Source organism: Pedobacter sp. A2324 (assembly GCF_059693705.1).
Genome location: NZ_JCASSK010000006.1, coordinates 34,080 through 58,930 on the forward strand (window position 1 = coordinate 34,080; position 24,851 = coordinate 58,930).

The 24,851-nt window shown below is 39.6% G+C and carries 30 protein-coding genes; 14 read left to right on the forward strand and 16 right to left on the reverse strand.

Features of this window, described 5'->3' with window-relative positions; translation table 11 throughout:
- The first annotated feature begins 33 nt into the window (after nucleotides 1-33).
- A complete protein-coding gene (gene topB, locus AC570I_RS17340; RefSeq protein ID WP_497406478.1) occupies nucleotides 34-1,887 on the forward strand; it encodes a DNA topoisomerase III in 1,854 nt (617 codons plus the stop codon).
- Here the strand turns inward: topB and AC570I_RS17345 are convergent.
- The 7 genes from AC570I_RS17345 to AC570I_RS17375 form a co-directional block, all read right to left on the reverse strand.
- Nucleotides 1,880-2,257, reverse strand: a complete 378-nt coding sequence (locus tag AC570I_RS17345) for a response regulator (RefSeq protein WP_047797753.1) — start codon at nucleotides 2,255-2,257, stop codon at nucleotides 1,880-1,882. The two genes, topB and AC570I_RS17345, sit on opposite strands and share 8 nt — an antisense overlap.
- A gap of 144 nt (nucleotides 2,258-2,401) precedes the next feature.
- Nucleotides 2,402-4,315 carry an AAA domain-containing protein gene (locus tag AC570I_RS17350; RefSeq protein WP_497406479.1) on the reverse strand — a complete coding sequence of 638 codons (1,914 nt, stop codon included), beginning with the start codon at nucleotides 4,313-4,315 and terminating at the stop codon, nucleotides 2,402-2,404.
- A 49-nt stretch (nucleotides 4,316-4,364) separates the two neighbouring features.
- A complete protein-coding gene (locus AC570I_RS17355; protein WP_047797755.1) occupies nucleotides 4,365-4,748 on the reverse strand; it encodes a DUF3037 domain-containing protein in 384 nt (127 codons plus the stop codon).
- Complete coding sequence (locus AC570I_RS17360) at nucleotides 4,726-5,517, reverse strand: HipA family kinase (RefSeq protein ID WP_047797756.1); 792 nt, start codon at nucleotides 5,515-5,517, stop codon at nucleotides 4,726-4,728. Before AC570I_RS17360 ends, AC570I_RS17355 begins: the two co-directional genes overlap by 23 nt.
- Nucleotides 5,518-5,629: 112 nt before the next feature.
- Nucleotides 5,630-5,818, reverse strand: a complete 189-nt coding sequence (locus tag AC570I_RS17365) for a hypothetical protein (RefSeq protein WP_047797757.1) — start codon at nucleotides 5,816-5,818, stop codon at nucleotides 5,630-5,632.
- Between the two features lie 357 nt (nucleotides 5,819-6,175).
- Nucleotides 6,176-6,697, reverse strand: coding sequence for an isopentenyl-diphosphate Delta-isomerase (idi, locus tag AC570I_RS17370; RefSeq protein WP_497406480.1), 522 nt, complete (start codon nucleotides 6,695-6,697; stop codon nucleotides 6,176-6,178).
- Between the two features lie 200 nt (nucleotides 6,698-6,897).
- A complete protein-coding gene (locus AC570I_RS17375; protein WP_047797759.1) occupies nucleotides 6,898-7,176 on the reverse strand; it encodes a hypothetical protein in 279 nt (92 codons plus the stop codon).
- A 276-nt stretch (nucleotides 7,177-7,452) separates the two neighbouring features.
- Between AC570I_RS17375 and AC570I_RS17380 the strand changes: the two genes are divergently transcribed.
- From AC570I_RS17380 to AC570I_RS17415, 8 genes are all read left to right on the forward strand, one after another.
- The gene (locus AC570I_RS17380) at nucleotides 7,453-8,193 is read left to right on the forward strand and encodes a LytR/AlgR family response regulator transcription factor (RefSeq protein ID WP_497406481.1); all 741 of its coding nucleotides are present in this window, start codon (nucleotides 7,453-7,455) and stop codon (nucleotides 8,191-8,193) included.
- A 152-nt stretch (nucleotides 8,194-8,345) separates the two neighbouring features.
- Complete coding sequence (locus AC570I_RS17385; RefSeq protein WP_497406482.1) at nucleotides 8,346-9,386, forward strand: sensor histidine kinase; 1,041 nt, start codon at nucleotides 8,346-8,348, stop codon at nucleotides 9,384-9,386.
- A gap of 140 nt (nucleotides 9,387-9,526) precedes the next feature.
- Nucleotides 9,527-10,276, forward strand: a complete 750-nt coding sequence (locus tag AC570I_RS17390; protein ID WP_497406483.1) for a LytR/AlgR family response regulator transcription factor — start codon at nucleotides 9,527-9,529, stop codon at nucleotides 10,274-10,276.
- Between the two features lie 99 nt (nucleotides 10,277-10,375).
- Nucleotides 10,376-10,732 (forward strand): response regulator, encoded by a 357-nt coding sequence (locus tag AC570I_RS17395; protein WP_047797762.1) that lies wholly within the window; start codon nucleotides 10,376-10,378, stop codon nucleotides 10,730-10,732.
- A gap of 6 nt (nucleotides 10,733-10,738) precedes the next feature.
- The gene (locus AC570I_RS17400; RefSeq protein WP_156166632.1) at nucleotides 10,739-11,368 is read left to right on the forward strand and encodes an autotransporter outer membrane beta-barrel domain-containing protein; all 630 of its coding nucleotides are present in this window, start codon (nucleotides 10,739-10,741) and stop codon (nucleotides 11,366-11,368) included.
- 139 nt (nucleotides 11,369-11,507) lie between these two features.
- Nucleotides 11,508-12,881: an exonuclease domain-containing protein gene (locus AC570I_RS17405; RefSeq protein WP_497406484.1), complete on the forward strand. Its 1,374-nt coding sequence runs from the start codon at nucleotides 11,508-11,510 to the stop codon at nucleotides 12,879-12,881.
- Nucleotides 12,882-12,974: 93 nt separating this feature from the next.
- Nucleotides 12,975-13,307, forward strand: coding sequence for an MmcQ/YjbR family DNA-binding protein (locus AC570I_RS17410; protein WP_497406485.1), 333 nt, complete (start codon nucleotides 12,975-12,977; stop codon nucleotides 13,305-13,307).
- A gap of 12 nt (nucleotides 13,308-13,319) precedes the next feature.
- A complete protein-coding gene (locus AC570I_RS17415; RefSeq protein WP_047797766.1) occupies nucleotides 13,320-13,736 on the forward strand; it encodes a VOC family protein in 417 nt (138 codons plus the stop codon).
- Nucleotides 13,737-13,797: 61 nt separating this feature from the next.
- Here AC570I_RS17415 and AC570I_RS17420 read toward each other — a convergent pair whose 3' ends face one another.
- Both AC570I_RS17420 and AC570I_RS17425 read right to left on the reverse strand, forming a co-directional pair.
- Nucleotides 13,798-14,241: an NUDIX domain-containing protein gene (locus AC570I_RS17420; protein WP_497406486.1), complete on the reverse strand. Its 444-nt coding sequence runs from the start codon at nucleotides 14,239-14,241 to the stop codon at nucleotides 13,798-13,800.
- Nucleotides 14,228-15,214: a cation diffusion facilitator family transporter gene (locus AC570I_RS17425; RefSeq protein ID WP_497406487.1), complete on the reverse strand. Its 987-nt coding sequence runs from the start codon at nucleotides 15,212-15,214 to the stop codon at nucleotides 14,228-14,230. Before AC570I_RS17425 ends, AC570I_RS17420 begins: the two co-directional genes overlap by 14 nt.
- 112 nt (nucleotides 15,215-15,326) lie before the next feature.
- Between AC570I_RS17425 and AC570I_RS17430 the strand changes: the two genes are divergently transcribed.
- Entirely contained in the window at nucleotides 15,327-16,523 is a 1,197-nt protein-coding gene (locus AC570I_RS17430) for a pyridoxal phosphate-dependent aminotransferase (RefSeq protein ID WP_497406488.1), read from the forward strand.
- Nucleotides 16,524-16,636: 113 nt separating this feature from the next.
- Here the strand turns inward: AC570I_RS17430 and AC570I_RS17435 are convergent, their stop codons facing one another.
- Nucleotides 16,637-17,881 carry an ABC transporter permease gene (locus AC570I_RS17435; protein ID WP_082120571.1) on the reverse strand — a complete coding sequence of 415 codons (1,245 nt, stop codon included), beginning with the start codon at nucleotides 17,879-17,881 and terminating at the stop codon, nucleotides 16,637-16,639.
- A 198-nt stretch (nucleotides 17,882-18,079) separates the two neighbouring features.
- On the opposite strand from AC570I_RS17435, the gene queA reads away from it, so the two are divergent.
- Both queA and AC570I_RS17445 read left to right on the forward strand, forming a co-directional pair.
- Nucleotides 18,080-19,129, forward strand: a complete 1,050-nt coding sequence (gene queA, locus AC570I_RS17440; RefSeq protein WP_047797769.1) for a tRNA preQ1(34) S-adenosylmethionine ribosyltransferase-isomerase QueA — start codon at nucleotides 18,080-18,082, stop codon at nucleotides 19,127-19,129.
- Between the two features lie 82 nt (nucleotides 19,130-19,211).
- Nucleotides 19,212-19,880 (forward strand): 2-C-methyl-D-erythritol 4-phosphate cytidylyltransferase, encoded by a 669-nt coding sequence (locus tag AC570I_RS17445; RefSeq protein WP_497406489.1) that lies wholly within the window; start codon nucleotides 19,212-19,214, stop codon nucleotides 19,878-19,880.
- Nucleotides 19,881-19,975: 95 nt separating this feature from the next.
- Here AC570I_RS17445 and AC570I_RS17450 read toward each other — a convergent pair whose 3' ends face one another.
- From AC570I_RS17450 to AC570I_RS17475, 6 genes are all read right to left on the reverse strand, one after another.
- Nucleotides 19,976-20,134 carry a lmo0937 family membrane protein gene (locus AC570I_RS17450; protein ID WP_156166633.1) on the reverse strand — a complete coding sequence of 53 codons (159 nt, stop codon included), beginning with the start codon at nucleotides 20,132-20,134 and terminating at the stop codon, nucleotides 19,976-19,978.
- A 116-nt stretch (nucleotides 20,135-20,250) separates the two neighbouring features.
- A complete protein-coding gene (locus AC570I_RS17455; protein WP_010603503.1) occupies nucleotides 20,251-20,472 on the reverse strand; it encodes a DUF2795 domain-containing protein in 222 nt (73 codons plus the stop codon).
- An 85-nt stretch (nucleotides 20,473-20,557) separates the two neighbouring features.
- Nucleotides 20,558-21,106: a cob(I)yrinic acid a,c-diamide adenosyltransferase gene (locus AC570I_RS17460; protein WP_497406490.1), complete on the reverse strand. Its 549-nt coding sequence runs from the start codon at nucleotides 21,104-21,106 to the stop codon at nucleotides 20,558-20,560.
- Entirely contained in the window at nucleotides 21,103-21,861 is a 759-nt protein-coding gene (locus AC570I_RS17465) for an ABC transporter ATP-binding protein (RefSeq protein ID WP_497406491.1), read from the reverse strand. Before AC570I_RS17465 ends, AC570I_RS17460 begins: the two co-directional genes overlap by 4 nt.
- Nucleotides 21,862-21,951: 90 nt before the next feature.
- Nucleotides 21,952-22,242 carry an Asp-tRNA(Asn)/Glu-tRNA(Gln) amidotransferase subunit GatC gene (gene gatC / locus AC570I_RS17470; protein WP_497406492.1) on the reverse strand — a complete coding sequence of 97 codons (291 nt, stop codon included), beginning with the start codon at nucleotides 22,240-22,242 and terminating at the stop codon, nucleotides 21,952-21,954.
- Nucleotides 22,239-22,967 (reverse strand): lysophospholipid acyltransferase family protein, encoded by a 729-nt coding sequence (locus AC570I_RS17475; RefSeq protein ID WP_497406493.1) that lies wholly within the window; start codon nucleotides 22,965-22,967, stop codon nucleotides 22,239-22,241. The genes gatC and AC570I_RS17475 overlap by 4 nt, the downstream gene beginning before the upstream one ends.
- A gap of 182 nt (nucleotides 22,968-23,149) precedes the next feature.
- Here AC570I_RS17475 and trpS point away from each other — a divergent pair, with 182 nt between their 5' ends.
- Nucleotides 23,150-24,148: a tryptophan--tRNA ligase gene (gene trpS, locus AC570I_RS17480; RefSeq protein WP_047797772.1), complete on the forward strand. Its 999-nt coding sequence runs from the start codon at nucleotides 23,150-23,152 to the stop codon at nucleotides 24,146-24,148.
- 88 nt (nucleotides 24,149-24,236) lie between these two features.
- Complete coding sequence (locus tag AC570I_RS17485) at nucleotides 24,237-24,851, forward strand: deoxynucleoside kinase (protein ID WP_047797773.1); 615 nt, start codon at nucleotides 24,237-24,239, stop codon at nucleotides 24,849-24,851.

Consider the following 24,851-nt stretch of genomic DNA (forward strand, 5'->3'; position numbering starts at 1 on the left):
ACATCTTTGAGGTTGGAAAATTAAACCCGTTTGATGAAGATTGTTATTGCAGAAAAGCCCTCTGTTGGACGTGAGCTTGCAAAAGTTTTCGGTGCGACCACCAGAAAAGATGGATACATTGAAGGTAAGGGGTATTCCTTTACCTGGGCTTTTGGGCATTTGTTGCAGCTTGCACCCCCTCAGGATTATGGCTTTATCGGTTGGCGCAAACAGCATTTACCAATGCTTCCTGCAAAATTCAAACTCGCTGTACGAAAGATTAAAACAAAAGATGGCTTTGTTGAAGATCCTGCTGTGCGGAAACAGCTGGATACGATTAAGAAGCTTTTTGATGAAGCCAGTGAAATCATTGTAGCAACGGATGCGGGGCGCGAGGGTGAATTGATTTTCCGGTATATTTACTATTACCTGAAATGTAAAAAGCCATTTAAGCGTTTGTGGATTTCATCGCAAACAGATGAGGCCATAAAGGATGGATTCAGAAACCTGAAACCCGGGACAGATTACGATACGCTCTTTAATTCAGCGCATTGTCGTTCTGAATCCGATTGGCTGGTTGGTATGAATGCCACCCAGGCGCTAAGCATCTCTGCCGGCAACAGAACAGTACTGTCACTGGGAAGGGTTCAAACGCCTACCCTTGCGATGATTTGTGCCCGTTCTCTTGAGATAAAGCATTTCGTTCCGCAGATGTACTATCAGATCAGCATTTTGCTGGTGAAGGATGAACAGGTTTTTAAAGCAGTTTCCACATCCAATTACAAAAACAAGGAAGAGGCTGAGAAATTATTTGCGCTGGTGGAGGATGTTCCATCGGGTTTTCCAAACGGTGGAAATATATCAGCAGTTGAAGCCAAGCCGAGGAAAGAACCACCACCACTTTTACATGATTTGAGTAGCCTGCAGCAAGAGGCAAATAAAAAGAAAGGCTTTACTGCCGACCAGACTTTAGGTCTTCTGCAGAATTTATACGAGAGCAAACTGGTCTCCTATCCCCGTACCGGTTCTCGATATATAGGCGACGATATTTTTGCAGGCATTCCTGATTTGATTTCAAAGTTCACCGGTCACCCTGACTTTGGTAAACAGGCACAGTTTTTACAAACTATAGCGCTGAATAAAAGAAGCGTTAATGCAAAAAAAGTGACCGATCACCACGCGATTTTGCCTACGGGGGAAGAAGCATATGGCCTAAGCAGCGATAAGCAAGCCATTTACGATATGGTTGTGGGCAGAATGGTGGAAGCATTTCATCAGGAATGTTTAAAAGAAATCACCAAGATAACCGTTCAGTCGGGACTTACATTTATTGCCAATGGAACAGTAATTCGCTCAGCAGGGTGGCGATCTGTATTTAATGAAACCGAAGAGGATAAAAAGGATGAGGATAATGCAGCCCTACCAAAAGTGGCGGTTGGCGAGCAATTACCCATCACTGAGAAATCGTTTCTGGAAAAGCAGACTAAGCCTAAGGCCATGTACAATGAGGCATCGCTGTTAAAGGCTCTGGAAACGTGCGGTAAAGAAATTGAGGATGAAGAGCTGCGGTATGCCATGAAAGACAGTGGTTTAGGCACTCCCGCCACACGGGCATCCATAATTGAAACTTTGATTACCCGTGAATATATCACCCGTGAGAAGCGGAATTTAGTGCCCACTGTTAAGGGATTAGCAGTTTACGAGGTAGTTAAAGACAAACAAATTGCACAGGCCGAACTCACCGGTCAATGGGAGAAACGACTCGAAGAAATTCGTTCCGGTTCTTCGGTGAAAGACTTTAAATCTGAAATCACCGAATATACGAAAACCATTACTCATGAATTATTAATTGCCGGTGCCACCATTTCGGGTAAGCTTGAAGATAAAAAGGAAGAAAAGGTTATTTAAAGGCTGATTTTAAAACATCTTCTAATGCTGCAGGAATTTTATGATCCTTTTGAATAAAGGCTATCGCCCCTGCTTCCAGATATGAATGGGAAAGGAGGTTTTTATCATTTCCTGTGAACATGCAGATCTTTAGCTGAGGCTGGATGGCTAATATTTCCTGTACCGACTGCGGATCACTATCGCCCCCTGGCATATTGATGTCAAGTAGCAGAAAGTCAAATGACTGCTGTTGCAATCTGGAAAAAGTATCTTTAAGATTTGCACAAACAACAATTTCCGGATTGTGGAGCAACCGGCTGAAAAGGGCTTTCATGACCGTTTGCATCAATTCATTATCATCCGCTATTAAAACTTTTACCTGTGCGTTCATTTAAATGACCTGGCTTTGAATCATTTAAATTGAGAAGACCGAAAGGCAAAATACTGGTATAAGCCAATAGTTTAAAGCGGAAAATTCAGAATTTGGATGATTTCCTCAAATTTAACAATTTTATGAACTTTAAAAAGAGTTATGTCAAATATCCATAAACTCCCAGGCGCTGTGATACGCATTCAGCTGCTCTGCGTAGCGGATAAAGTCGGCATAAAACTTAGCTGTTGATAAAGTCGCACTGTCGCCGATTACAACCAGCTTCTTTCTGGCCCTCGTCATTGCTACATTCATCCTTCTGGTGTCTGAAAGGAATCCGATATGTCCATCTTTATTGCTCCTGGTGAGACTGATGTAAACGATGTCTCTCTCCTGTCCCTGAAAGCTATCTATCGTATTTACTGAAATTTTATCTTTATGCGTGATTGGTATATCGCTGTCATTTACGAGCGAATTTAGAACCTGTACCTGTTGTTTGTAAGGCGATACAATGGCGACGGAAGGGATGCCGCTATCTCCGTAATTCAAGTCTAAATCGTTTAAAAAGGCCGATAAATGCTTTACTAAGAATGCGGCTTCATCAGGATTTGTGGTGCTTGTTCCATCCAGTTGTTCATCGAAGCTGCAGCCCGCCGAGTCGATAAATGTGAGTGCCTCATCGCTATCAAAAATCAAATGACGGGCTACACTGCTATGTGCCCTGAGTTGGTTTTCATAAAATACCTGGGATGAGTATCCCATAATGTTTTCATGCATACGGTACTGCTCGTTAAGCAACACCACTGATTCGGGATGTAGTTTAACTGATTTTTCCAGTAGGGTTTGGTATAATCCGTTTTTACCTGCATCGGTTGATTTTATAGTAGGTGGCAGCTGAAAGTGGTCGCCAGCCAGCACTACTTTGTGTGCTTTTAATATCGGGATCCAGCATGCGGGCTCCAGGGCCTGTCCAGCTTCGTCGATGATTACCGTACTGTATTTCAGGTTACGTACCGTATAATGATTTGCGCCCACTAAGGTAGCGGTGATGATCTGGGCTTTATTGAATAAGCTATCCATGATATACTGTTCCGTTTTCTCTATTTCCCGGCCAATCTTATGGGCTTCGTCGAAAAGTGCTTTACGTTGTTCACGCTCTGCCCTGCCAAAACTGCGCTTGTATTTATGGGCCATGTTTTTGTATTCGCTGGCTTGTTTTTTAAGCGCTTTAATGGCTTTCATTTCGGTATGATCGGCCATTTTATGCTCCAAGGTTGCCGCTAAGAGTCTTTCTGACACCCGGGCGGGATTGCCAACACGGATTACGTTAAGCCCCTCGGCAGATAATTTTTCTGTCAGTAAATCCACAGCGGTATTGCTGGGGGCTACGACAAGAATTTTCTGATCACTGTGTTTAACCAGCGATTTTATTGCATGCACGAGAGTGGTGGTTTTTCCGGTTCCCGGAGGACCGTGAATAATGGCCAGATGATCTGCTGAAACAATTTTGTTCACAGCCAGCTGCTGGGATGCATTCAATTTGTTGGGGATAATAAATTTTTCTTCACTCTGAAACGACGGCTTTTCGCCTGTAGTCAGGATTCTTATGAGCTTGCTGTTTTTCCCATCTTCAACACCGATTAAAGCCTGTTTAAGTGCATTCTGCATTTCATCGTAGCTGTTATTGTCAAAGAGGAGGTCGACTCCGAGTTTACCATCTCTGGTCCATTCTGGCAGCTCATCAATGCGGAGGCTAATCTTCATTTTATTACCAGCCAGATTTGAGATGGTTCCTTCTATCCTATCTTCACGGGCATTGTGGTTTGAAAAAAGCACAACAGCCGAACCAAACCTGAACTGATGAGAAGTCTCCTGATGGCTGGGGCGTTCTAATTCAATTGTAAGGTAGTCTCCGCGACCAATCTCCGTATTGCGTATGGCGATTGGATACCAGGACAAACCTAATGCTCTCCTGTCTGAAGCCGACGTATTTTCGGTAAGCTTTGCATAAGATCGCAGATCTTCTTCGCGCTCTGTATTCAGAAGATCCTGGAGTTTCTTGAAGTATTCTTTGGGCAATGGGAATGTATTAGTTGTGCAAAAAATGGTTTTGCTGAATATTTGACAATTATAGTACGAGTTCCTGATGTAGCCTCAATAAGGTTTCTTCAGGGTTGATACAAAAGCCAGGGTGTACTTTTGAGCACTGTACTACGGTGCTTCTTGTGGCTGTTAGCCACCTGAACCTGGAAGGTTGATCGTATTCGCCAATAGGACCGGAACCTTTTGTTCCACAACTGATTCGTTGAAAGGCCATCAGATTGGCATTTAGCTCACTGAGGTCGGTTTCGGGGGAAAAGGCGGATAGTTTAATTTCATTTAAAGAGAATACACTTTGCAGAAACTTCTTTTTTGCGCAATACAATATGATTCCGACATTTAGAAACTCTTCGCGCTCTACCCTGGGCATCACGCGGATTACGGCATACTCAAATAAGAATTTCTCTTGCATGCTGTGCTTCTTTTAAAAAGATATCAGAATTTGCCAAACGTGTTTTTAGAAAATACGTGTAAGCATTACGATGGGCTTCTTTGGTTTCGAAACTGGTATCGCCTTCCAGCCAGTTGTCGGGAATAAGATCAATAATCTGCTGAATTTTTTGGGCGTTTAGAATGGCACGGAACTCTTCATCTACGCTAGACAGTTCAGAAGCCCAGGGTAAGAGTACATGGTCCTTAACCAAAAAGAATGGCCTTGTTGCCTGCTCTTCCCAATTCTGCCATGAATGATGGAAATATAGTGCTGCACCATGATCAATTAACCATAGCTCTTTATGCCACAACAGCATATTGGTATTGCGGCAGGTACGATCCATATTGGTCAGGAAACAATCCAGCCAAACAATTTGTGAAGCGAGTTTTGCATCAACAGTAGTTACCGTCGGATCGAAGGTTATTGCTCCGGAAAGATAGTGTAGGGCAAGATTTAAACCTACACTTGCTTTGAGGAGGTCCTGGATTTCTTCATCAGGTTCCGTACGGCCGAATGCCTCGTCAAGATTTGCGAAAACAAGTTCCGGAACACGAAAGCCTAATAACCTGGCAATCTCTCCTCCTATCAGTTCGGCAATAAGCGCTCTGGGCCCCTGACCGGCACCACGGAATTTTAATACATAAAGGAAACCGTCGTCTGCCTCTGCGATGGCCGGCATTGACCCGCCTTCGCGCAAAGGTGTAACGTAACGGGTAACGTTTACGCTTCTAAGTTGGAAATCGTTCATAAAAAAGGGTCAGAAGCACATCTTAGAAAAATTGTGATGTACCCTGGATCTGCTGCAAATTTAAAAGATTATACCGATAAATTTTTACAGATTTAGGCAAAAGGCTAAATTGCTAATCGTGCCCCAAATATGCATTTCCCGCAGGTGTCATTACGGCGGCCCATTGAACAGATTCACGGTTGATTTTTACCAGACCCATGCTTTCCAGTTCTTCATAATCATCTTCCCTACCGCCCAGAATCGGCGAGTTGACCTGCTGGTTAATTACTTCCAGTAAATCTAAAATTTCTGATCTTTCCATATTTCGAATTATTGGTTAAACAAGTAACAGGCAGGTTTGAAAAATGTTTATTTAACCGGGATGTTTTCGATATTTGCGCCCGATAACCGAATAACCCGATACCCTGTTTCATGACAGTTTTACCCCTATCCATGTGCGCGGTCTGAAAAAAATGCAATTCAGAATAATTCTATATAAATTCCAATTAATTGATTATAAGACGATTATCTAATACTTTGCTTCAAATTGAAGCAATAATGGTTATCTCATGGTAAAAGAAGTGTTAAACAATTTTGAATTTCCGACAGGAGCTCTATATTTGTACCCGAGAGCGTTAATTTAGATACGGGTATATGGCTTAGGCTGTATGCCCGTTTTTTATTTGCGGAGTGCCAGATGGTCAATCATTTCATCCAGGCATATTTTTAACCACTCCGTATACAGGGTCGGATTTTTTCTAATGTCGAGGTTCAATTCCTCCAGGCTTAGATATCGAAAGCTTTCAACTTCATCGGTGTTGATAATGGGTAGTTCATCTGACTGCCCGATAAATACATGATCCAGTTCATGCTCAGTTAAACCATCTCCAAAAGCAGCCTTGTAGGTGAAATTGAAGGCATACTCTAAATTACAATGCATGCCCATTTCTTCGTTCAGGCGGCGGTTTGCAGCTTCGAGGTTGGCTTCACCGGGGCGGGGATGGCTACAGCAGGTATTTGTCCACAACCCCGCAGAGTGATATTTGGATTTTGCGCGTTGCTGTAAAAGAAGTTCGTTTTTTGAATTGAAAATAAAAATGGAAAATGCCCGGTGTAGTATGCCCTTTAGATGCGCCTCGAGTTTCCCCATCTGGCCCGTAGGCGAGTCATTTAAATCAACCAGTATTACCTGTTCTTCCATTTTTATATGATTGCTTTCAACTGTTATCTGATTATCATGTCAAACCTCAGGCCGGTGACAGACAGGTTCAACAAAACTTTTCAGTTTATTTTGGTTAAAAATAAATATCAGACTTTGAAATGCAAATTCTTTTAATTTTTTAAACATCCGGTAACCAGATTGTTTCCGGATGTTATTGGAATCAGTTGCTGGAAGATTGCCTACAGAAAGGCTGTTTCAGATAATAAAACCCCTCTTTCGCCGTTTCCTGTTTCAATAGTGTGAACATTTTTATAGGATTGGCTGAAAAAATCATATCCATTGTCGATCCGTTTGATAGAAACGGTATTCAAGGGATAGTTGTAGTTGGTTTGCATGCAATGAAGATTTCCGTTGGCGAGTAAAAGGAAGTCGCAGTCGTAACCTTGCTCTTGCAGTTCAATAAGTTGATTGGTCAGCGAGACGTTGAGCCTGTTTGTGGTTCTGGTTTTGTTTTTCATCGGGACTTGGTTTAGGTTAAAGATACATATCAAAGCGTATATCTAACTTACGATTTTGTTTGCAATATATTGTAATACAATGGATTAATTTAGATTGTTTTGTTCATTATTTGGCAGGAGGCGTTTAAATACTGTTCATTTTTTAATAAAAGGTTCACACGTTATGGAACAATGGAAAAGGTAGCATCATCAATTCGTCACCGGAATCCACTTTTAAGAAATTTATTTTTTTAATCAGTAACGATCAGGTAATTTGGCAACATCTAATCTATCTCTATGAAATTAAGCTGCATCGTAATCGACGATGACATTTATGCCATAAATGGTATAACCGCATATATTAAGGCGCTGTCTAATCTGCTGCTCATCCAAACCTATTCTGACCCGCTATTAGCCTTAAACGAAATCAGCAACGGATCAGGTGCAGACATTTTATTTATGGATGTGGATATGCCGATGATATCTGGAATTGAGCTTTCTAAAATGATCAGGCACAAAGCAAATAAACTCATCTTTACTACTTCTCATTCGAAATATGCGTATGACGCTTTTGAGCTTAATGCAGATGCCTATTTATTGAAACCCTACACTTTTGCCCGTTTTGCTGAAACTATTAACAGGCTTTTTCCACAGACATCTCAGTTGCAATATTCGGTAATAGAACAGACAGATAATTACTTTTTTGTCCGGAATAAGAATGACAATAATAATCTGATTAAAGTGCGGTATGCTGAAATTGTTGCTGTAGAGAGTCTGCAAAATTATGTCAGGATTTACACGCTGAATGAAGTTATCGTTTCCTATATTTCGTTATCAGAAATAAAGACTGTTTTAGAAGATCATTCAAACTTTACTCAGGCTCACCGTTCCTTTATTATTGCAAAGAACTTTATTGAAAAGGTTGAAGGGAACACTTTGAAACTCATCAATGACTTGTCGATTAGCCTTGGTAACCATTATAAAGATGATATTTTGGAGTATATTAAACAAAAAACGATTAAAACCAACAGGACTTAAAAAGGAAACGCTGTGCCATTATTTACATAAAATATGGCAGTTTAACTACCTTTGTCTTTATACTTTGCAGATACCACGTTACGAGCCGTTGCCACATGATGAGTACTAACCATTTAAATCAATCTACCCAAAATGCTATCCTTAAGTGGATAGTGAAAAAGAGATTTCATTTTATTGTCTGGGTCATCTTCATCTTTTATGAAGTGGTGATTGCGGGATTAATTTCAGGAAGATTTGCTAAAATACCCACCTACATACTTTATTACGCGCTTAACATTTCCCTATTTTACTTTCATGCGCACGTTGTACTCGCATTTGGCCTGAAAAATAAAAAGACGTTGTGGGTGCTCCCACTTTTGTTGTTGTCAGAACTGACAGGATACTTCCTTATCAGCATGTGCCTGGATTACATTATCATTAACTATGTTGGATACAATGGGCCGAAATTTGAAATTTTGAGTGTACATCATTTAATCGGCCCGCTGTACCGGTGCATCTATTTTATTATTTTTTCTTCAGGTTATTATTTTCTAATGAATTATCTAAGTGAAAGGCGAAAAACTGCCGACCTGGAATCGCAGCGTTTGAACAATGAAATTCAGATAGCAAGATCTGAGAATGCATTCTTGAAAGCACAGATTCAGCCACATTTACTATTTAATACGCTAGATTTTATTTACCACAGTGCGAGGGAAAATTCGCCCGTTGCTGCGGAGACTATTCTATCGCTTTCGGAAATGATGCGGTATTCGGTGGACAGCAATCACGATAAAGACCTTATTCCTATAAAGTCAGAAATTGTTCAGGTAGAAAATCTGATTAACCTTCATCAGCTTCGTAAGGATCATCTTCTCCAGATTCATCTGTTTTACGAAAATGAAATTGAAGATATATCCATTATTCCACTTGTTTTGATCACTCTTGTTGAAAATATTTTCAAGCATGGTGATTTATCCCAATTGGACAACCCCGCCCAAATCAGAATCACTTATCAGGCAGGTGTACTGCTCATTGAGACCGTCAATTTAAAAAAGAGCGGAAATAATCAATCAGGATTGAAATCCGGACTTGAAAACATCAGAAAAAGGTTGAATTTTGCCTATAGAGACCGGCATAACTTCATTGTCAGCGCCGAAAATGATCCTACTTTTAGCATCTGGTTATCAATTTCCGATCCAGGCAACATTGATTAGGTATAACTGTCATAATGTATGTTGAAATGTACTGAAAACTAAGTATTTTGTAGTGTATTCTAAACATATTAGGAGTACAGGGCAGTTTTTTTTCTTTTTTATTCCATAGAATTGTAATTTGCATTATCTAAAACTAAAAAATGTCAATAAGTTGCATTGCTATAGATGACGATCCGCATTCTCTGGAAAGTTTAATGGCATATATGAATAAATTGCCTGATCTTGAACTGGTTCAGAGCTTTACTGAACCGCTTGAGGCATTGGCAGAAATTTCTGATGCAAATCCTGTAGATATTATTTTTATGGATGTGGAGATGCCATCCCTTTCAGGCATTGAGCTTGCCGGTTTGCTCAGAAGAAAAACGAAGCACTTAATTTTTACCACAGCGCATGCAAGATACGCTATTGATGCTTTTAAGGTAGATGCAGATGCTTATCTGTTAAAACCTTATTCGATGATGCATTTCGCCAAAACCATCAATAATCTGTATCCAACGGGAAAAAAAGACAATACCGGGTTTTCTGATTTCGAAGATCATTTCTTCTATCTGCCTGTACAGGGTAAGGAAGGTGAATTAATCAGAATTGATCTAAATGAATTAATTTCTGTTGAAGAGTTTGGTGATGAAGTTCGGTTTAAAACCACTGTTGATAGCTTTTCAAGTGCCAGATCCAATTTTGTCAGAACCATCAAAATGCTCAAGGAACATACTGCTTTCATTCAGATCAATGCATTTGTAATTGTTTCCAAGCAATATATCAAGAGTGTGCTGGGCAACCGCGTTTTGCTTGCCGGAGAGCTCTCCTATTCCATTGCACCTTCCCATGAATTGTTGTTTAATAATTTTATTAAGAATAACGTAAACAATAATCCTGAGTCCGGAGAATAGCTTTTCTTTTCCGGCACATGCCCTTTTTTTGATATCACAAAACTTTATAGCTTGAGTATTGTATTAGCTTAGTCTAATTTTACTAGTTTATTATTCGTTTTGAAAAGAGTTTTAGTTGTGGATGATGACCCCGATATACTTGAGGTTTTTCAGATGGCGTTGGAAAGTGAGCGATACGAAGTTTTACCGCTTCTTTCGCCCAGATATATTTTTAAAAACATAAAAGATTTTGAACCTGATTTGATTATTCTTGACATTATGTTAAATGGAATGGATGGTCGTATTGTGTTTAAAGAATTAAAGTCTAATCCCGATACAGAAAATATTCCTGTTATTCTGGCTTCGGCCCGATACGATGAAACTTACATTCATTCGCAGCAGTATCACCCTGATGCCTATTTAGAAAAGCCGTTTGAGGTTGCAAGGTTACTTCAGGAAGTTAAAACATTAACCTAAAAAAATATGAAACTAAAAATTCTTTTGCCATGTCTACTGCTGTTGTCGGTAGCTTCGCTGCGAACGTTCGGACAAAGTAGCAGGCCCGACAAACTGTATTCGATGAGCGGAATAGGCTTTGCTTTTCCAATGGGTCAAACCTCAGACTATTTTAAACCCAAATTTTCTACCACATTAGGTGTGAATCTTGGCCTGGGTGATGGCGGATTGTTCTTATATCCTAAAGTAAGTTTACATGCTTTTAGCTACAATCAGATTAAACCTGACGCGGGATATACCTATACCCTGCAAGATAGCCGTGCTACTACTTATTTGCTTAATGTGGCGCTAGGATACCGAAAAATTGTTGATAAATGGGCATTTTATGGATTTGCCGGGGCCGGTGGCGGTTTTATTCTTACTCCTCAGGCCGCTGTTAATGCTTCAACGTTGCAGGTTACGATGAGCAACCAGTCAAACAGCCTGGGTATTGCCGAAGGTGGCGGAGGTATTGAATACAATATCGGAGGCGCAAACCTGTTTGCTGAAGTAAGCTACATGTACGGATTTAGCAAAATTCAAGACAGAACATTCAATACGGTTCCGGTTACTATTGGTATTAAACCAAATTTGAGTAAACTTTTAAGGAAACGTTAATTTAATCTATATCATTTTTGGAAGCGACCACGTTATTACGTAGGTCGCTTTTTTTGTGAGTTGAGAAAACTAAAAATTAGCGGATAATAAATTTTATATACTAATTATTTTAGTATAAATTTGTGCTTCATCTCAGATCATGTTATACGCAGTTGTAGATATAGAAACCACGGGAGGCCATGCGTCGGCAAATGGAATAACCGAAGTTGCCATTAACATTCACGATGGTAGTGAAATTGTTGAGTCATATACCACGTTAATTAATCCCAAACGGCCTGTGCCGATGCACATTACTGCATTGACAGGTATTGATGATGAGATGTTGGTCGATGCACCTTCGTTTGAAGATGTTGCCCTGCAGATTTACCAGTTGCTTCGGGACAAAGTGTTTGTTGCTCATAATGTCAATTTTGATTATTCATTTTTGAAACATCATTTAGCGGCCGCAGGATATGAACTCAATTGCCGTAAATTATGTACGGTTCGGCTAAGCCGGAAGCTAATCCCTGGTCAACCATCGTATAGTTTAGGCAAGCTTTGTGCGGCGTTGCAAATTCCGATTCAGAACCGTCACCGTGCGGCTGGAGATGCGGATGCCACGAGCATATTGTTCAAACTATTACTGAATCATGATCAGGACGGCATCATTTCAGAAATGCTCAAAAAAACTTCAAAGGAGCAGGTTTTGCCGCCACACCTGGACAAGGCTTCGGTAACCAGATTACCCAATCATCCGGGAGTGTATTACTTCAAAGATAATAAGGGAAAGATTGTTTATGTGGGAAAGGCAAAGGATCTGAGGAAACGTGTATTGAGTCACTTTTCGGGTAATAAGCCGAACAGGCAGCGTCAGGATTTTTTGCGTACCATTTACAGTGTGGACTATGTTACCTGTGGAACTGAATTAATGGCTTTGATTTTAGAGGCAAATGAAATCAGAAGGTTGTGGCCTGAAAATAACAGGGCGATGAAGCGGTACGAACATAAATATGATTTGTATGCTTTTGAGGATCAGAACGGATATTTGAGGCTAGCAATAGACAGGCATAAAAAAAACATCAAAGCTTTGCATAGCTTTAATAATTTGCTGGAAGGTTACAACTACCTCAATCGTCTTGTTGAAAAATATCAGCTTTGCGCCAGACTTTGTTATTTGCAAAAAACGGTTACCAAATGTTTGGCTCACGAGAATGGACAATGTTTTGGTGCTTGCAGCGGCATTGAAACAGTTGCAGTGTACAATAAACGATTAAATAAGGCACTTTTAGAGATTGAAAGTGAGCAGCCCAGCTTTGCCCTGGTTGATGAAGGCCGCAACCCTGATGAATTTAGCTGTTTGGTGGTAGAGCAGGGTAAGTTCTATGGAATGGGATATTTTACAGATAAAAATTTTTTAAATGAGGGCTTATCCCCTATTAAAAACGACCTGGCGGTTTACCAATCTAACAGTTACATTATAAACCTGATTTTAAATCATGCCGAACAGTATCCGCAAAAGTTATATAAATTGTAAATAATATCGGTCCTGATTCAAAAATGATGTAAGTTTGTACCTCAAAATTCTGATAGGCGGCCTCTCAGACAATCATTATAAAAATTAAATCATATGACCCCAGATTCTTTCAGAGAACTTGCTTTATCATTCGAGAATGTTGTTGAGACACCTAATGCTAATAAAAATTCGTTTAAAGTAGATGATAAGATTTTCATCACCATCGACAATGTTAATATGAAAGCAGTTTTCAGATTAACCCCAAAAGAACAGCAGAAATTTTCTGATTTGGATCCATCTGCAATTTACCCTGCGCAAGCTGGATGGGGTAAGCAAGGCTGGACTATTTTCGAACTTAATTTTATCGAGGCTGAAACAATTGAGGAGGTATTGAAATTATCATACTGTTCGGCTGCGCCGGATGAACTGGCAGCAAAATATAAATAAATATATTAAGTTATGACAAAATCAATCTGGATCAATCTTCCTGTGAGAGATGTTAGCGCATCAAAGCAATTCTTTACGGCAATTGGCTTTACACTTAATACGCAGTACGGTGTTAGAGATGATTCCGCGAGCTTTTTAATTGGTGATTCTAGTTTCGTATTGATGCTTTTTGAAAAGTCACTTTACGAAGGGTTTGCCGGCGTTGAGGTTTCGGATACAATAGCAGGGAATGAAGTACTGTTTTCTATTGATGCAGAAAGCCCTGAAGAGGTAAATGAGCTGGCGGAAAAGATAGTTGCAGCCGGGGGTACAATTTATGGTGAGCCAGGTTACAGAGATGGCTGGATGTATGGGTGCGGATTCATTGATCTTGACGGGCAGCGGTGGAGCATTCTTTATATGGACGTGAGCAAAATGCCTTTAGGATAATTCATTCAGAAGATAGAAATTAACAGCAAATGTCATTTCCATAGTGGCATTTGCTATTGCATCAAGACAAGTTTTGCTTTAAAAGCTGAGCAACTGTTTTATCAGTACGAAAGGTAATTTCGTCAATGTTTAAATTTACTATCGGAACCCACCGAAAAGCCTGAAGTAAGTCTCCCTCCCCATCGAAATCATAAATTTTAGTTTTGAAATTGAGTTTAAGCGGATCTTTCTCTTTTACCATATAATATATGCTGATGATCTGGCTATCGTTAAAAGAAGATTTTTCATAGAAATCTGTTGTGTAGAAATGAGATAAGACTTCAATTTCTGCATTGCATTCTTCTATAAACTCTCGTTTTAATCCGTCGATTAATCCTTCTCCAAACTCCAGTCCGCCACCCGGGAATTTGCTGAAACGAAAACCATGTTCTTCTTCATCACTTACCAAAACTTCATGCTGATCGTTGATTAACAGCCCGTATACCCTGACATTAAAGTAGCTCATTTTCGAAATGTTTTTTGTTTCTGATGACAATTTCCGGGGTCCAGGTAATTTCTTTTCTGAATGGTTCCTGTCTGACCGGACATTCACTCATGTGGCAATAATTGCAGCATTCAGGTAAGCATGGATCAGCATGAATAAAAAGTTCTGCCTTTCTTACGCCACTTTTATTAATTAACTCGTCGATTTGTGAGATTTCCCTGTGAACCATGTTCAAATCGAAATAGTAAGGTAAAGTAACATGGCAATCAATATGGAACTCTGGTCCGTATTGTTGGGTACGAAGGTTATGGACATCAATCCAGGGATTGTGGCGGTTCTTCTGCAGCACTTCAACCACTTCTTCAACCAACTGAAAATCGCTTTCATCCATTAACCCGCCGATTGATCCCCGGGTAAGCTTATAACCAGAATATACAATATAAAATCCAACGAGAACAGAAAGCAGACTATCCAGCCAGATGACATCAGTAATCTGGATCAGTATTAGTCCAATAACAATGGCGATGCTAGTATAGGTATCAGTAAGCAGGTGTTGTCCATCTGCCTTTAGTGTGATGGAATGTTCGCGTTCACCAGTTTTGATCAGGTATAATCCAACAATTAAGTTGATGACACCGGTGATGCCAATGATCAAAGTTCCTTCCAAAAGCTTCCCTACGGCATGGGGATAGATGAGGTTATATGAAGATTTAAAAATAATAATAACACCGGCTATGAGTATAAGTATTCCTTCTACAAAAGCTGAAAAGAATTCAACCTTACCATGTCCATAAGGATGATTTTCATCGCGTGGTTGCGTACTCAGGTAAATACTGTAGAATGCAAAGCTCCCTGCTATTACATTTACAATGCTTTCGGCTGCATCAGTGAGAATGGCATTGGAACCTGTGATGAAGTATGCAACAAACTTGGCTAACATCAATATCACACTCACTGCCAGTGAAATTACAATTGCTTTCTTCTTTACCGTCACGAACTTTTTTTTACAAAAATACGCTTATGCCAGAAATAAAATGAGAAAAACTCAGGCTTTTTTAGTGCAGAATAATATTTGGTTTATATATTTGCGCTCAAAGTAATTAACCATGAGCACCTTATCTAAAAGAATCAACAGCCTGTCAGAATCTGCAACCCTTAAAATGACTAAACTTGGCCGCGAACTCGCTTCCAAGGGAATTAACATTATTAGTTTAAGCGTTGGTGAACCCGATTTTAACACTCCAGAACACGTTAAAGATGCTGCAAAAAAAGCATTAGACGAGAATTACACCCGTTACTCGCCTGTACCAGGTTATCCTGATTTACGCCAGGCAATCGTGAATAAATTAAAAACTGAGAACCATCTGGATTACGACATTTCTCAGATCGTTGTTTCAACCGGTGCCAAACAGTCACTGTCGAATGTGATTTTAACATTAATTGATCCGGATGATGAAGTAATTATTCCTACTCCATACTGGGTTTCTTATTCAGAAATGGTAACCCTGGCAGAAGGTAAATCGGTATTTATCGATACTGATCTGGAAAGCAATTTCAAAATTACACCAGAACAGTTAGAAGTGGCTATTACTCCAAAATCCAAGCTTTTCATGTTCTCGTCTCCTTGTAACCCAACAGGTTCAGTTTATAGCAAGGATGAACTGGCTGCATTGGTTAAAGTTTTTGAAAAATATCCGAATATCTACATCCTGTCTGATGAAATTTATGAGCATATTAATTTTGTTGATCAACACGAATCAATTGCTCAGTTTGAAAGCATTAAAGATCGCGTAATCATTGTAAATGGTTTCTCCAAAGCTTTTGCTATGACTGGTTGGAGATTAGGGTATATTGCCGCAAATAAAGAGATTGCAGCCGCCAATGATAAGTTACAGGGGCAAACTACCTCCGGTACCTGTTCAATTGCCCAAAGGGCTGGTATTGTTGCTTACGAGCAGGGTCTTGAAAGCGTCCTGAAAATGAAAGAGTCATTCCTGCGTCGCAGAGAACTGGTTTACAACTTATTGAATGACATTCCTGGTGTTAAAACCAACTTACCTGACGGTGCTTTCTATTTCTTCCCTGAAATCAGTTCTTTTTTCGGTAAAAAAGATGCTGAAGGTAACGTGATCAAAGATTCATCTGATCTGGCCTTATACCTGTTGAACGTGGGGCATGTGGCTACCGTAGGCGGCGATTCATTCGGGAATAATAATTACATCCGTTTATCATACGCTGCATCAGATGAAAGTTTGGTTGAAGCTTTGAAACGAATTAAAGAAGCATTGGGTAAGTTGAACTAACAGCTGCCAGTTAAATACCAATCCCCCGTTAGCAGGAAATCTAACGGGGGATTTTTTTATTGTAGAATGCTATTCATATGGTGATGCTGAGATCTGAATATGGTGGATAGACGCTAACTTCTTATCGCTTCCACCGGATCTAATTTCGACGCAGAATATGCGGGCCAGAATCCAGAAATGGTACCTATGATAATTGAAATACCTATACCAAGTGCAATGTTATTTAAGCCCAGTATGATATGAAAATCGGTTGCTGCGCCTATTGCCAGAGCCATTAGGTAAACAAGAACCAATCCCAGTAAGCCACCAAGTATGCAAAGTGATATAGACTCGAAGATAAACTGTAACAAAATAAAATAGTTTTTTGCTCCGAGTGATTTCTGGATTCCGATAATGTTTGTTCGTTCTTTAACAGATACGAACATGATGTTAGCGATACTAAAGCCCCCTACTAATATCGAGAAACCACCAATAATCCAGCCTGCCCAGTTTACCATAGTAAACATAGAGTCGAGCTTATTGGAAATAATAGATGTTTTATTAAGGGCAAAATCATCTTCCTGACCGGGGCGTATCCTGCGGATCGATCGCATCAGGCCCTGCAGTTCACTTTCAATTTCGTCCAGTGATACATTGTCATTTCCGCGTACAGTTATCTGTGGATCGTAACGTTCACTTTGAATATCGAGCACACCTTTAGCGAAGTTTACGGGTATATTTACATTTTTGTCCAGTGTCGTTCCGAAAATATCCTCACCTTCCTTTTTAAATACGCCAATCACGGTTAGTCGTCGTCCCAGTATTTGTACCTGTTTGCCTTTGGGATCTTCGGATCCAAATAAACCTTCTGCAATATCTGCCCCCATGATGAGGACCGGCGCTCCGTTATTACTTTCGGTTTCTGTAAAGTAACGCCCGTCCTGCAGTTCGAAATTCCAGGTCTTATCAAAGTCTTGTGACGCGGCTGAAATGGTTACGCCCTCAACAGAGTTGCTTCTGTATTTGATTGTTCTGTTGCTGGTTGAAATTTCGAAAGTGATGCCCTTGGCATTTTCCATACGTTCTTTTAGTGACTGGAAATCGCGTAATGAGGGTTGCGGACGGTTCATGTATTTCCACCATGGGTAATTGTCGCTAAAGCTCCAGGGCCATTTCTGGACAAATATGGTATTTGAGCCGAGTTTATCTACGCTAGCCTGTAGTTTACCCCGAAAGGTGTCGACTGCAGAAAATACCGTGATGATGGTGAATATCCCGATGGTTATGGCCAAAAGCGATAACATGGTACGTAATTTATTCTGACGTAGTGCATCAAACGCAAAACGGAAACTTTCGCCTATTAGCCTAAAAATAATCATAATCAGTGTTTAGATGCTTTACTGTTAAAAAGGTTACAGCATATCATCAAAACTAATTAATTTTATATTTAATGCGCAGTTCCATACAGAATTAAGTCATATAAACTCATTCAAAACATAATATCATTAATTGCGTTCTTTAAATACAAAAAAGAAAAATTAAATTCGTATTTTTGCACCTCAAAAAATTCATCAAGAATGAAATTATCACAATTTAAATTCAACTTACCAGAGTCGTTAGTTGCCCATAATCCATCAGAAGAACGCGATGAAGCACGTTTAATGGTTTTGCACAAAGACAGTGGTAAAATTGAGCATAAAATATTTAAAGATGTTCTGGGTTATTTCGATGACAAGGATGTTATGATATTGAATAACACTAAGGTTTTTCCTGCCCGTTTGTATGGTAATAAGGAGAAAACAGGTGCTACTATTGAAGTTTTCCTTTTACGTGAGTTGAATAAAGAATTACGTTTGTGGGATGTTTTGGTAGATCCGGCGCGTAAAATCCGTGTTGGAAATAAACTTTACTTCGGAGAGGATGATTTATTGGTTGCTGAGGTTGTGGACAACACGACTTCGCGCGGTCGTACCATTCGTTTCTTATTTGAAGGTACTGATGAAGAGTTTAGAAAAAATGTTGAGATTTTAGGAGAAACTCCACTTCCAAAATATATTAAACGTAAAGCTACTGCTGAAGATAAAGAGCGTTACCAGACTATCTTTGCCAAGCATGAGGGTGCCGTTGCTGCTCCAACTGCTGGTTTGCACTTTAGCCGTGAATTAATGAAACGCCTGGAACTTAAAGGTGTTGAGTTTGCTGAGGTTACTTTACATGTAGGTTTAGGAACTTTCAGAACCGTTGAGGTTGAGGATTTAACCAAGCATAAAATGGATTCTGAACAATTTATTATCGAGCCAAAAGATGCGGCGATTGTAAATAAAGCGCTTGAAGCTAAAAGAAGAGTTTGTGCAGTAGGTACTACATCAATGCGTTCAATCGAGTCGGCTGTTTCTGCTAACAGAACTTTGAAGGCTGCAAATGACTGGACGAGTAAGTTCATTTTCCCTCCTTACGATTTCAGTATTGCAAATTCGATGATAACCAATTTTCATACCCCTGAATCAACACTATTGATGATGGTGAGCGCTTTTGGTGGTTACGAAAACGTAATGAATGCATATGAAGTTGCTGTAAAAGAAAAATATAAATTTTACAGCTATGGCGATGCCATGCTGATTATCTAAAATAGATTCAAGTATTGAGTATCAGGTATCAAAAAATCAGTTTTTGTACTTGCTACTTGATACTAAATACTTGATGGTTTTGATGATGAAATACTACGCTATAATTGTGGCCGGCGGTTCTGGTAACCGGATGCAAACCGAAACCCCAAAACAATTTCTCTTACTAAAAAACCTTCCTGTTTTGATGCATACCATTAGAGCTTTTGCGCAAAGCGATACACAACCCAGGATATTGTTGGTTCTGAGTGCTGAACAGCAGGGATACTGGAGGAGGCTTTGTGATGAGTTTAATTTCCACATCCCACACCAGGTAATTGACGGCGGATCTGAGCGTTTCTATTCTGTAAAAAACGCGATTGAGGTGATCCCGGAAGATGCCTATGTTGCCATTCACGATGCAGTAAGACCCCTGGTGTCGAAGGAACTGATTGACAGCTGTTTTTTGCATGCTGAACATAAGGGTAATGTCATTGCCGCAGTTCAATCGAGTGATAGTGTCAGGCTGTTGCGTAATGGAAAAACTTCATCGTTAAAGCGTGATGAGATTTATCTGGTTCAAACGCCTCAGACTTTTAGTTCAGAGATTTTAAAGCGCGCCTATACACAGGATTTTGCGAGCCATTTTACTGACGATGCGAGTGTTGTGGAAGCAATAGGAGAAGAGATTAATATTATTGAAGGCGAGAGGAGCAACATCAAGATTACTTTTCCGATTGATCTGGAACTTGCAGAACTTCTTCTCAAAAAATAAAAAGAAAAGGTGTCCTGATCATCAGAACACCATTTCTAATTCATCATTTGTAAAGCGATGCTTTCGAAAATGATGAATGTTTGCTTAAATATATCTTAAGCAGCCCTGCCGATGACTTTCAGCAAAATAGCTATAACTGCGATTACTAATAGCACGTGGATGATGTTACCTACATCTCCGAATCCGTGGAACAAAAATCCTATAACCCATAGTATTACCAATACTACCGCTACTAAATACAATAAATTTCCCATAGTGTTAATTTTTAAGTAAATGTTGAAGTAGTAACAGTATGGTGCAGTATTTTGTTTAAAAAATGTAAAAAAAAACCGCTCAACGTTTGCTGAGCGGTTTTTATCTTTTTAGATTTTTAATATTCATCCTCGTTAAAAAAGAAATCTTCTTTAGTTGGATAATCAGGCCAGATTTCCTCAATAGTTTCATAAGGCTCGCCATCATCTTCTAATGCCTGTAAGTTTTCAATAACCTCTACCGGTGCACCAGAACGGATACCATAATCAATTAATTCGTCTTTAGTTGCAGGCCATGGTGCGTCTTCCAGGTGCGATGCTAATTCTAATGTCCAATACATATCTTTAATTCAGTTAAATTTTTATTCTTAACTATGCGCAAAGTATATTAAAATATTTGAGCAAAGCAAAATTATTTTTCCACTATTAAACACGGGGAATCCAAATGTTTTCTTCCATGTTGAAATCCTTTGTCAGTTTTCGTGCCAGAACAAATAAATAATCGCTCAGGCGATTCAGATAAACTGTTATATGCTCATCTACAAAGGTATTTTCTGCCAGTTGAGTTGTTAGTCTTTCTGCCCGCCTGCAGACACATCTGGCAATATGACAATATGAAACGACAGTATTGCCACCTGGCAGAACGAAATGTTTCAATACTGGCAGTATTTCATTCATCGCGTCCATCTCTTTTTCCAGCAGTTCGACATCCGAATCATGTAAATCGGGAATTTTCATTTTTGATTTTTCCGGATCTGCTGCTAAAGATGCACCTACTGTAAATAAGCGGTCTTGTATTTCTTTTAGGAGCTGTCTGGAGTGTGAATCAATTTCCTGGCTCATGATTAACCCTATATAGGAATTTAATTCATCAACGGTGCCATACGTTTCAATGCGTAAATGATATTTCGGTACACGCGTGCCACCGATTAATGAAGTTTGACCTTTGTCTCCGGTTTTGGTATAGATTTTCATGATATCTTTTCCCAATCACTACCGCTCTCTTTTAAGGCTTGTAATCGTGGTGAAACGTTTTTAATATCTGTATTGATGTAGTCGTTTTCGATCAGGCCATCCCGCATCCGAACAATCCGATGTGCATGTTGAGCGATATCCTCCTCATGCGTAACCAGGATAATGGTATTTCCCTTGCTGTGAATTTCCTCCAGTAAGCCCATGATCTCGATTGAAGTCTTCGTATCAAGATTTCCGGTAGGCTCATCGGCAAGAATTATAGATGGATCGTTAATTAGTGCACGCGCAACTGCTACACGCTGGCGCTGACCTCCGGACAGTTCATTGGGTTTGTGATCCATCCGGTTGCCTAGTCCAACATTCTGTAATGCGGTAGCAGCACGCGCTTCGCGATCTTTCTTACTATTACCAGCATAGATCAAGGGCAGTGCTACATTATCTAGCGATGTAGAACGTGGCAATAGATTGAATGTTTGGAATACAAAACCAATTTCCTTGTTTCTTACTTCTGCTAAAGCATCATCGCTCATGCGACTAACATCTGTACCGTTGAGGATATAAGATCCGCTTGTTGGTGTATCAAGGCATCCAAGTATATTCATTAAGGTTGATTTTCCTGAACCTGAAGGCCCCATTAAGGCAACGAATTCCCCCTTGTTAATGTCGAGGGAAACTGATTTTAAAGCATGGATAATTTCAGATCCAATAACATATTTACGACCAATTTCTTTTATCGTGATGAGTGGTTTCTCCATGTTTTTTCTTTTTTAGACAAGGATTGCGTTTGAGATGTTACAGTATTGGGAAAAAATAGGCAAAAACTGGCTTGGAATGTGCATACTGGTTTATTTCTCAATAATTTTTGGCACCATGAAAAATGAATCACTATGTTTCGCAGCATTCTTAAGTCCGTCTGCCGTAGAAATTTCCTGCTTGACAATGTCTTCACGCCAAACGTTAGTTGCCTCATTCATGTAAACCAATGGCTTCACGTTCGCAGTATCCAATTCATTTAGCTTTTCCATAAAGGATAAAATTTTATTCATTTCTGGAATGAGCGTATCGACCTGGTTATCATCAACATGAATTCTGGCTAAATCGGCTATTTTGTGAATGGTTTTTGCGTCTAAATTCATAATATCAGTTTACTTTCGATTAAATGGAATACCTGTTCTTTTAATATATCAGCGTCATCAATTGCCAGGGCAGCTGTGTTGATGGGTTTGTGAATGTAAATATCGCAAATTCCGGGCTTACTTCCATATTTAGAACCGTCGTCCCAGTTAATTTTCCATACGTTGGTAATGCTAACCGGAACCAGTGGAATATTTTTATCAATTGCGAGCCGGAAAGGTCCGTTCTTGAACTCACCAAGTTTGGGAGGATACTGATCATCAATTTTGCCCTCCGGAAAAATAATCAGGCTCATCCCCTTTTCCAGGTTTTCTCCTGCCTTTTTAAAAGCCCTGAATGCTGAGATTTTACTTTCCCTGTTTACTGATATATCGATGGTTTTAAAAAAAATACTCAATACCGGATTTTTCAGCAACTCATCCTTGCCCATAAAATGATATCTTCCTGAGCACATGATACAAAAAACCATGATATCCAGATTGGAAGTGTGATTGGCGCAATAAATATATGTTTGCTTGTTGTTCAACCTTTCTTCAAACGTGTAGATAAATATTACTCCCGAGAAGAGGCTGCATAAAAAACTGTTTAATTTTCTGCAAAAATTTAGTGCGCTGTAGTACTTTTCGTTACGGGAGGTAAGATAGTAGAGCGGATAAAGCAGTGCAAAGAAGAATATAATCCAAAAAAGGAACCATACCCTGTGTGCCTGGCGTAAAAAATTAATCATAGATGTATCAAAATTATAAAATAGGGTGACAATATCAATTTTAACGGCGTATATTTTTAAGGGCATGGCTTCCCGGGACAGAAAAATGAACATTTTGATTTGCTTCGCTTAAGGTGCACATTCATATTAAATTGCGCACAAAATGTGCATTGCATGCAATTTATTTTTAATTTCGTGCCATTATGAAAGAAACAGTGGTGAGTGGCATCAGGCCGACAGGAAAGCTACATTTAGGAAATTATTTTGGTGCAGTAACCAACTTTGTAAAAATGCAGTATGATTATAACTGCTATTTTTTTATTGCAGATCTTCATTCGTTAACCACTCACCCAACCCCTGGCGATTTGCACGGTTACGTGCGCCACGTTTTGGTAGAATATTTAGCATGCGGAATAAATCCGGAGGAAACAACCATTTATGTTCAATCTGATGTGCCGGAAGTTTCAGAATTGTATCTATATCTTAATATGAATGCTTATCTCGGTGAGCTGGAAAGAAGTGCCTCGTTTAAAGAAAAAATAAGGTCGAACCCCGATAATGTTAATGCTGGTTTATTAACCTACCCAACACTCATGGCTGCAGATATACTGATTCACCGGGCAACTAAAGTCCCAGTCGGAAAAGATCAGGAGCAGCATCTGGAGATGACGCGTAATTTCGGTAACCGTTTTAACAGAATGTATCAATCAGATTTTTTTCCTGAATCTTTTGCATTTAATTATGCAGAAAACCTGGTTAAGGTACCAGGATTAGAGGGAAAAGGAAAAATGAGTAAATCGGACGGCGACGGTAATTGTATTTATTTATCTGACAGTCCGGAAATTATCCGTAAGAAAGTATCAAGGGCAGTAAGTGATAGCGGCCCTACGGAAGAAAATCAGGAAAAGCCTGAAGCCATTCAGAATCTGTTTGATTTGATGAAAATTGTGTCTACACCGGATACCATTGAGCATTTCGACGGTTTGTACAATAAAATGCAGATCCGTTATGGCGATATGAAAAAGCAACTCGCCGAAGATATGATTGTATTCAATTCGCCAATAAGAGAGCGTATAGAAGAGCTTTCGAAAGATGAATTATACTTAAGGCAGGTTGCTAAACATGGTGCTTTAAAAGCACGTGAAAGTGCACAAAAGACAATAAGGGAAGTTCGCAGTTTAATCGGATTTAAAAGTTTTTAATCAACAACAATTGATTTGAGGTGTTAGGTGATCCATTTGAAGCCATAAGCCTTTCTAATCTCTTACTTCAAATCTCATATCAAAAAACATGCACATAGCAATCGTAGGAAACATTGGCGCTGGCAAAACTACCTTAACAGGTTTGCTGGCGAAAAATTATGGATGGGAAGCTTTGTACGAAGCTGTGGACAACAACCCCTATCTGGAAGACTTTTATGGCGATATGAAACGCTGGAGCTTTAATCTTCAGATTTACTTTCTAAATAGTCGCTTTCAGCAAATTACCGATATTGAAGTGAATAAACGCAATGTTATTCAGGATAGGACAATTTATGAGGATGCGCATATCTTCGCTGAAAACCTACATGATATGGCGCTGATGACCACACGTGATCATGATAATTACCGGGCTATTTTTGATAACATTACTTCGTTTATTAAACCTCCGGATCTATTGGTTTACCTAAGAGCCTCTGTCCCAACCCTGGTTAATAATATTCAACGTCGAGGCCGGGAATATGAAGCGGGCATACGGATCGATTACCTTTCGAAACTAAACGAAAAATATGAAGCCTGGATAAAAGGTTATAACCTGGGCAAACTTTTGATTCTTGATAAAGATAAACTGGATTTTACCAATAATCCGGAAGATTTGGGAACAGTAATCCAGTCTATTGAAGCTGAGATAAACGGATTGTTTTAA

Coding starts and splice junctions, on each gene's coding strand:
- AC570I_RS17380 (WP_497406481.1), top strand. CDS start 7,453: ATGAAATTAAGCTGCATCGTAATCGACGATGACATTTATGCCATAAAT.
- AC570I_RS17475 (WP_497406493.1), bottom strand. CDS start 22,967: ATGATTAATTTTTTACGCCAGGCACACAGGGTATGGTTCCTTTTTTGG.
- topB (WP_497406478.1), top strand. CDS start 34: ATGAAGATTGTTATTGCAGAAAAGCCCTCTGTTGGACGTGAGCTTGCA.
- queA (WP_047797769.1), top strand. CDS start 18,080: ATGAAATTATCACAATTTAAATTCAACTTACCAGAGTCGTTAGTTGCC.
- AC570I_RS17375 (WP_047797759.1), bottom strand. CDS start 7,176: ATGAAAAACAAAACCAGAACCACAAACAGGCTCAACGTCTCGCTGACC.
- AC570I_RS17365 (WP_047797757.1), bottom strand. CDS start 5,818: ATGGAAAGATCAGAAATTTTAGATTTACTGGAAGTAATTAACCAGCAG.
- AC570I_RS17485 (WP_047797773.1), top strand. CDS start 24,237: ATGCACATAGCAATCGTAGGAAACATTGGCGCTGGCAAAACTACCTTA.
- AC570I_RS17465 (WP_497406491.1), bottom strand. CDS start 21,861: ATGGAGAAACCACTCATCACGATAAAAGAAATTGGTCGTAAATATGTT.
- AC570I_RS17445 (WP_497406489.1), top strand. CDS start 19,212: ATGATGAAATACTACGCTATAATTGTGGCCGGCGGTTCTGGTAACCGG.
- AC570I_RS17460 (WP_497406490.1), bottom strand. CDS start 21,106: ATGAAAATCTATACCAAAACCGGAGACAAAGGTCAAACTTCATTAATC.
- AC570I_RS17450 (WP_156166633.1), bottom strand. CDS start 20,134: ATGGGAAATTTATTGTATTTAGTAGCGGTAGTATTGGTAATACTATGG.
- idi (WP_497406480.1), bottom strand. CDS start 6,697: ATGGAAGAACAGGTAATACTGGTTGATTTAAATGACTCGCCTACGGGC.
- AC570I_RS17390 (WP_497406483.1), top strand. CDS start 9,527: ATGTCAATAAGTTGCATTGCTATAGATGACGATCCGCATTCTCTGGAA.
- AC570I_RS17410 (WP_497406485.1), top strand. CDS start 12,975: ATGACCCCAGATTCTTTCAGAGAACTTGCTTTATCATTCGAGAATGTT.
- AC570I_RS17420 (WP_497406486.1), bottom strand. CDS start 14,241: ATGAGCTACTTTAATGTCAGGGTATACGGGCTGTTAATCAACGATCAG.
- AC570I_RS17435 (WP_082120571.1), bottom strand. CDS start 17,881: ATGATTATTTTTAGGCTAATAGGCGAAAGTTTCCGTTTTGCGTTTGAT.
- gatC (WP_497406492.1), bottom strand. CDS start 22,242: ATGAATTTAGACGCAAAAACCATTCACAAAATAGCCGATTTAGCCAGA.
- AC570I_RS17415 (WP_047797766.1), top strand. CDS start 13,320: ATGACAAAATCAATCTGGATCAATCTTCCTGTGAGAGATGTTAGCGCA.
- AC570I_RS17400 (WP_156166632.1), top strand. CDS start 10,739: ATGAAACTAAAAATTCTTTTGCCATGTCTACTGCTGTTGTCGGTAGCT.
- trpS (WP_047797772.1), top strand. CDS start 23,150: ATGAAAGAAACAGTGGTGAGTGGCATCAGGCCGACAGGAAAGCTACAT.
- AC570I_RS17455 (WP_010603503.1), bottom strand. CDS start 20,472: ATGTATTGGACATTAGAATTAGCATCGCACCTGGAAGACGCACCATGG.
- AC570I_RS17405 (WP_497406484.1), top strand. CDS start 11,508: ATGTTATACGCAGTTGTAGATATAGAAACCACGGGAGGCCATGCGTCG.
- AC570I_RS17345 (WP_047797753.1), bottom strand. CDS start 2,257: ATGAACGCACAGGTAAAAGTTTTAATAGCGGATGATAATGAATTGATG.
- AC570I_RS17355 (WP_047797755.1), bottom strand. CDS start 4,748: ATGCAAGAGAAATTCTTATTTGAGTATGCCGTAATCCGCGTGATGCCC.
- AC570I_RS17430 (WP_497406488.1), top strand. CDS start 15,327: ATGAGCACCTTATCTAAAAGAATCAACAGCCTGTCAGAATCTGCAACC.
- AC570I_RS17360 (WP_047797756.1), bottom strand. CDS start 5,517: ATGAACGATTTCCAACTTAGAAGCGTAAACGTTACCCGTTACGTTACA.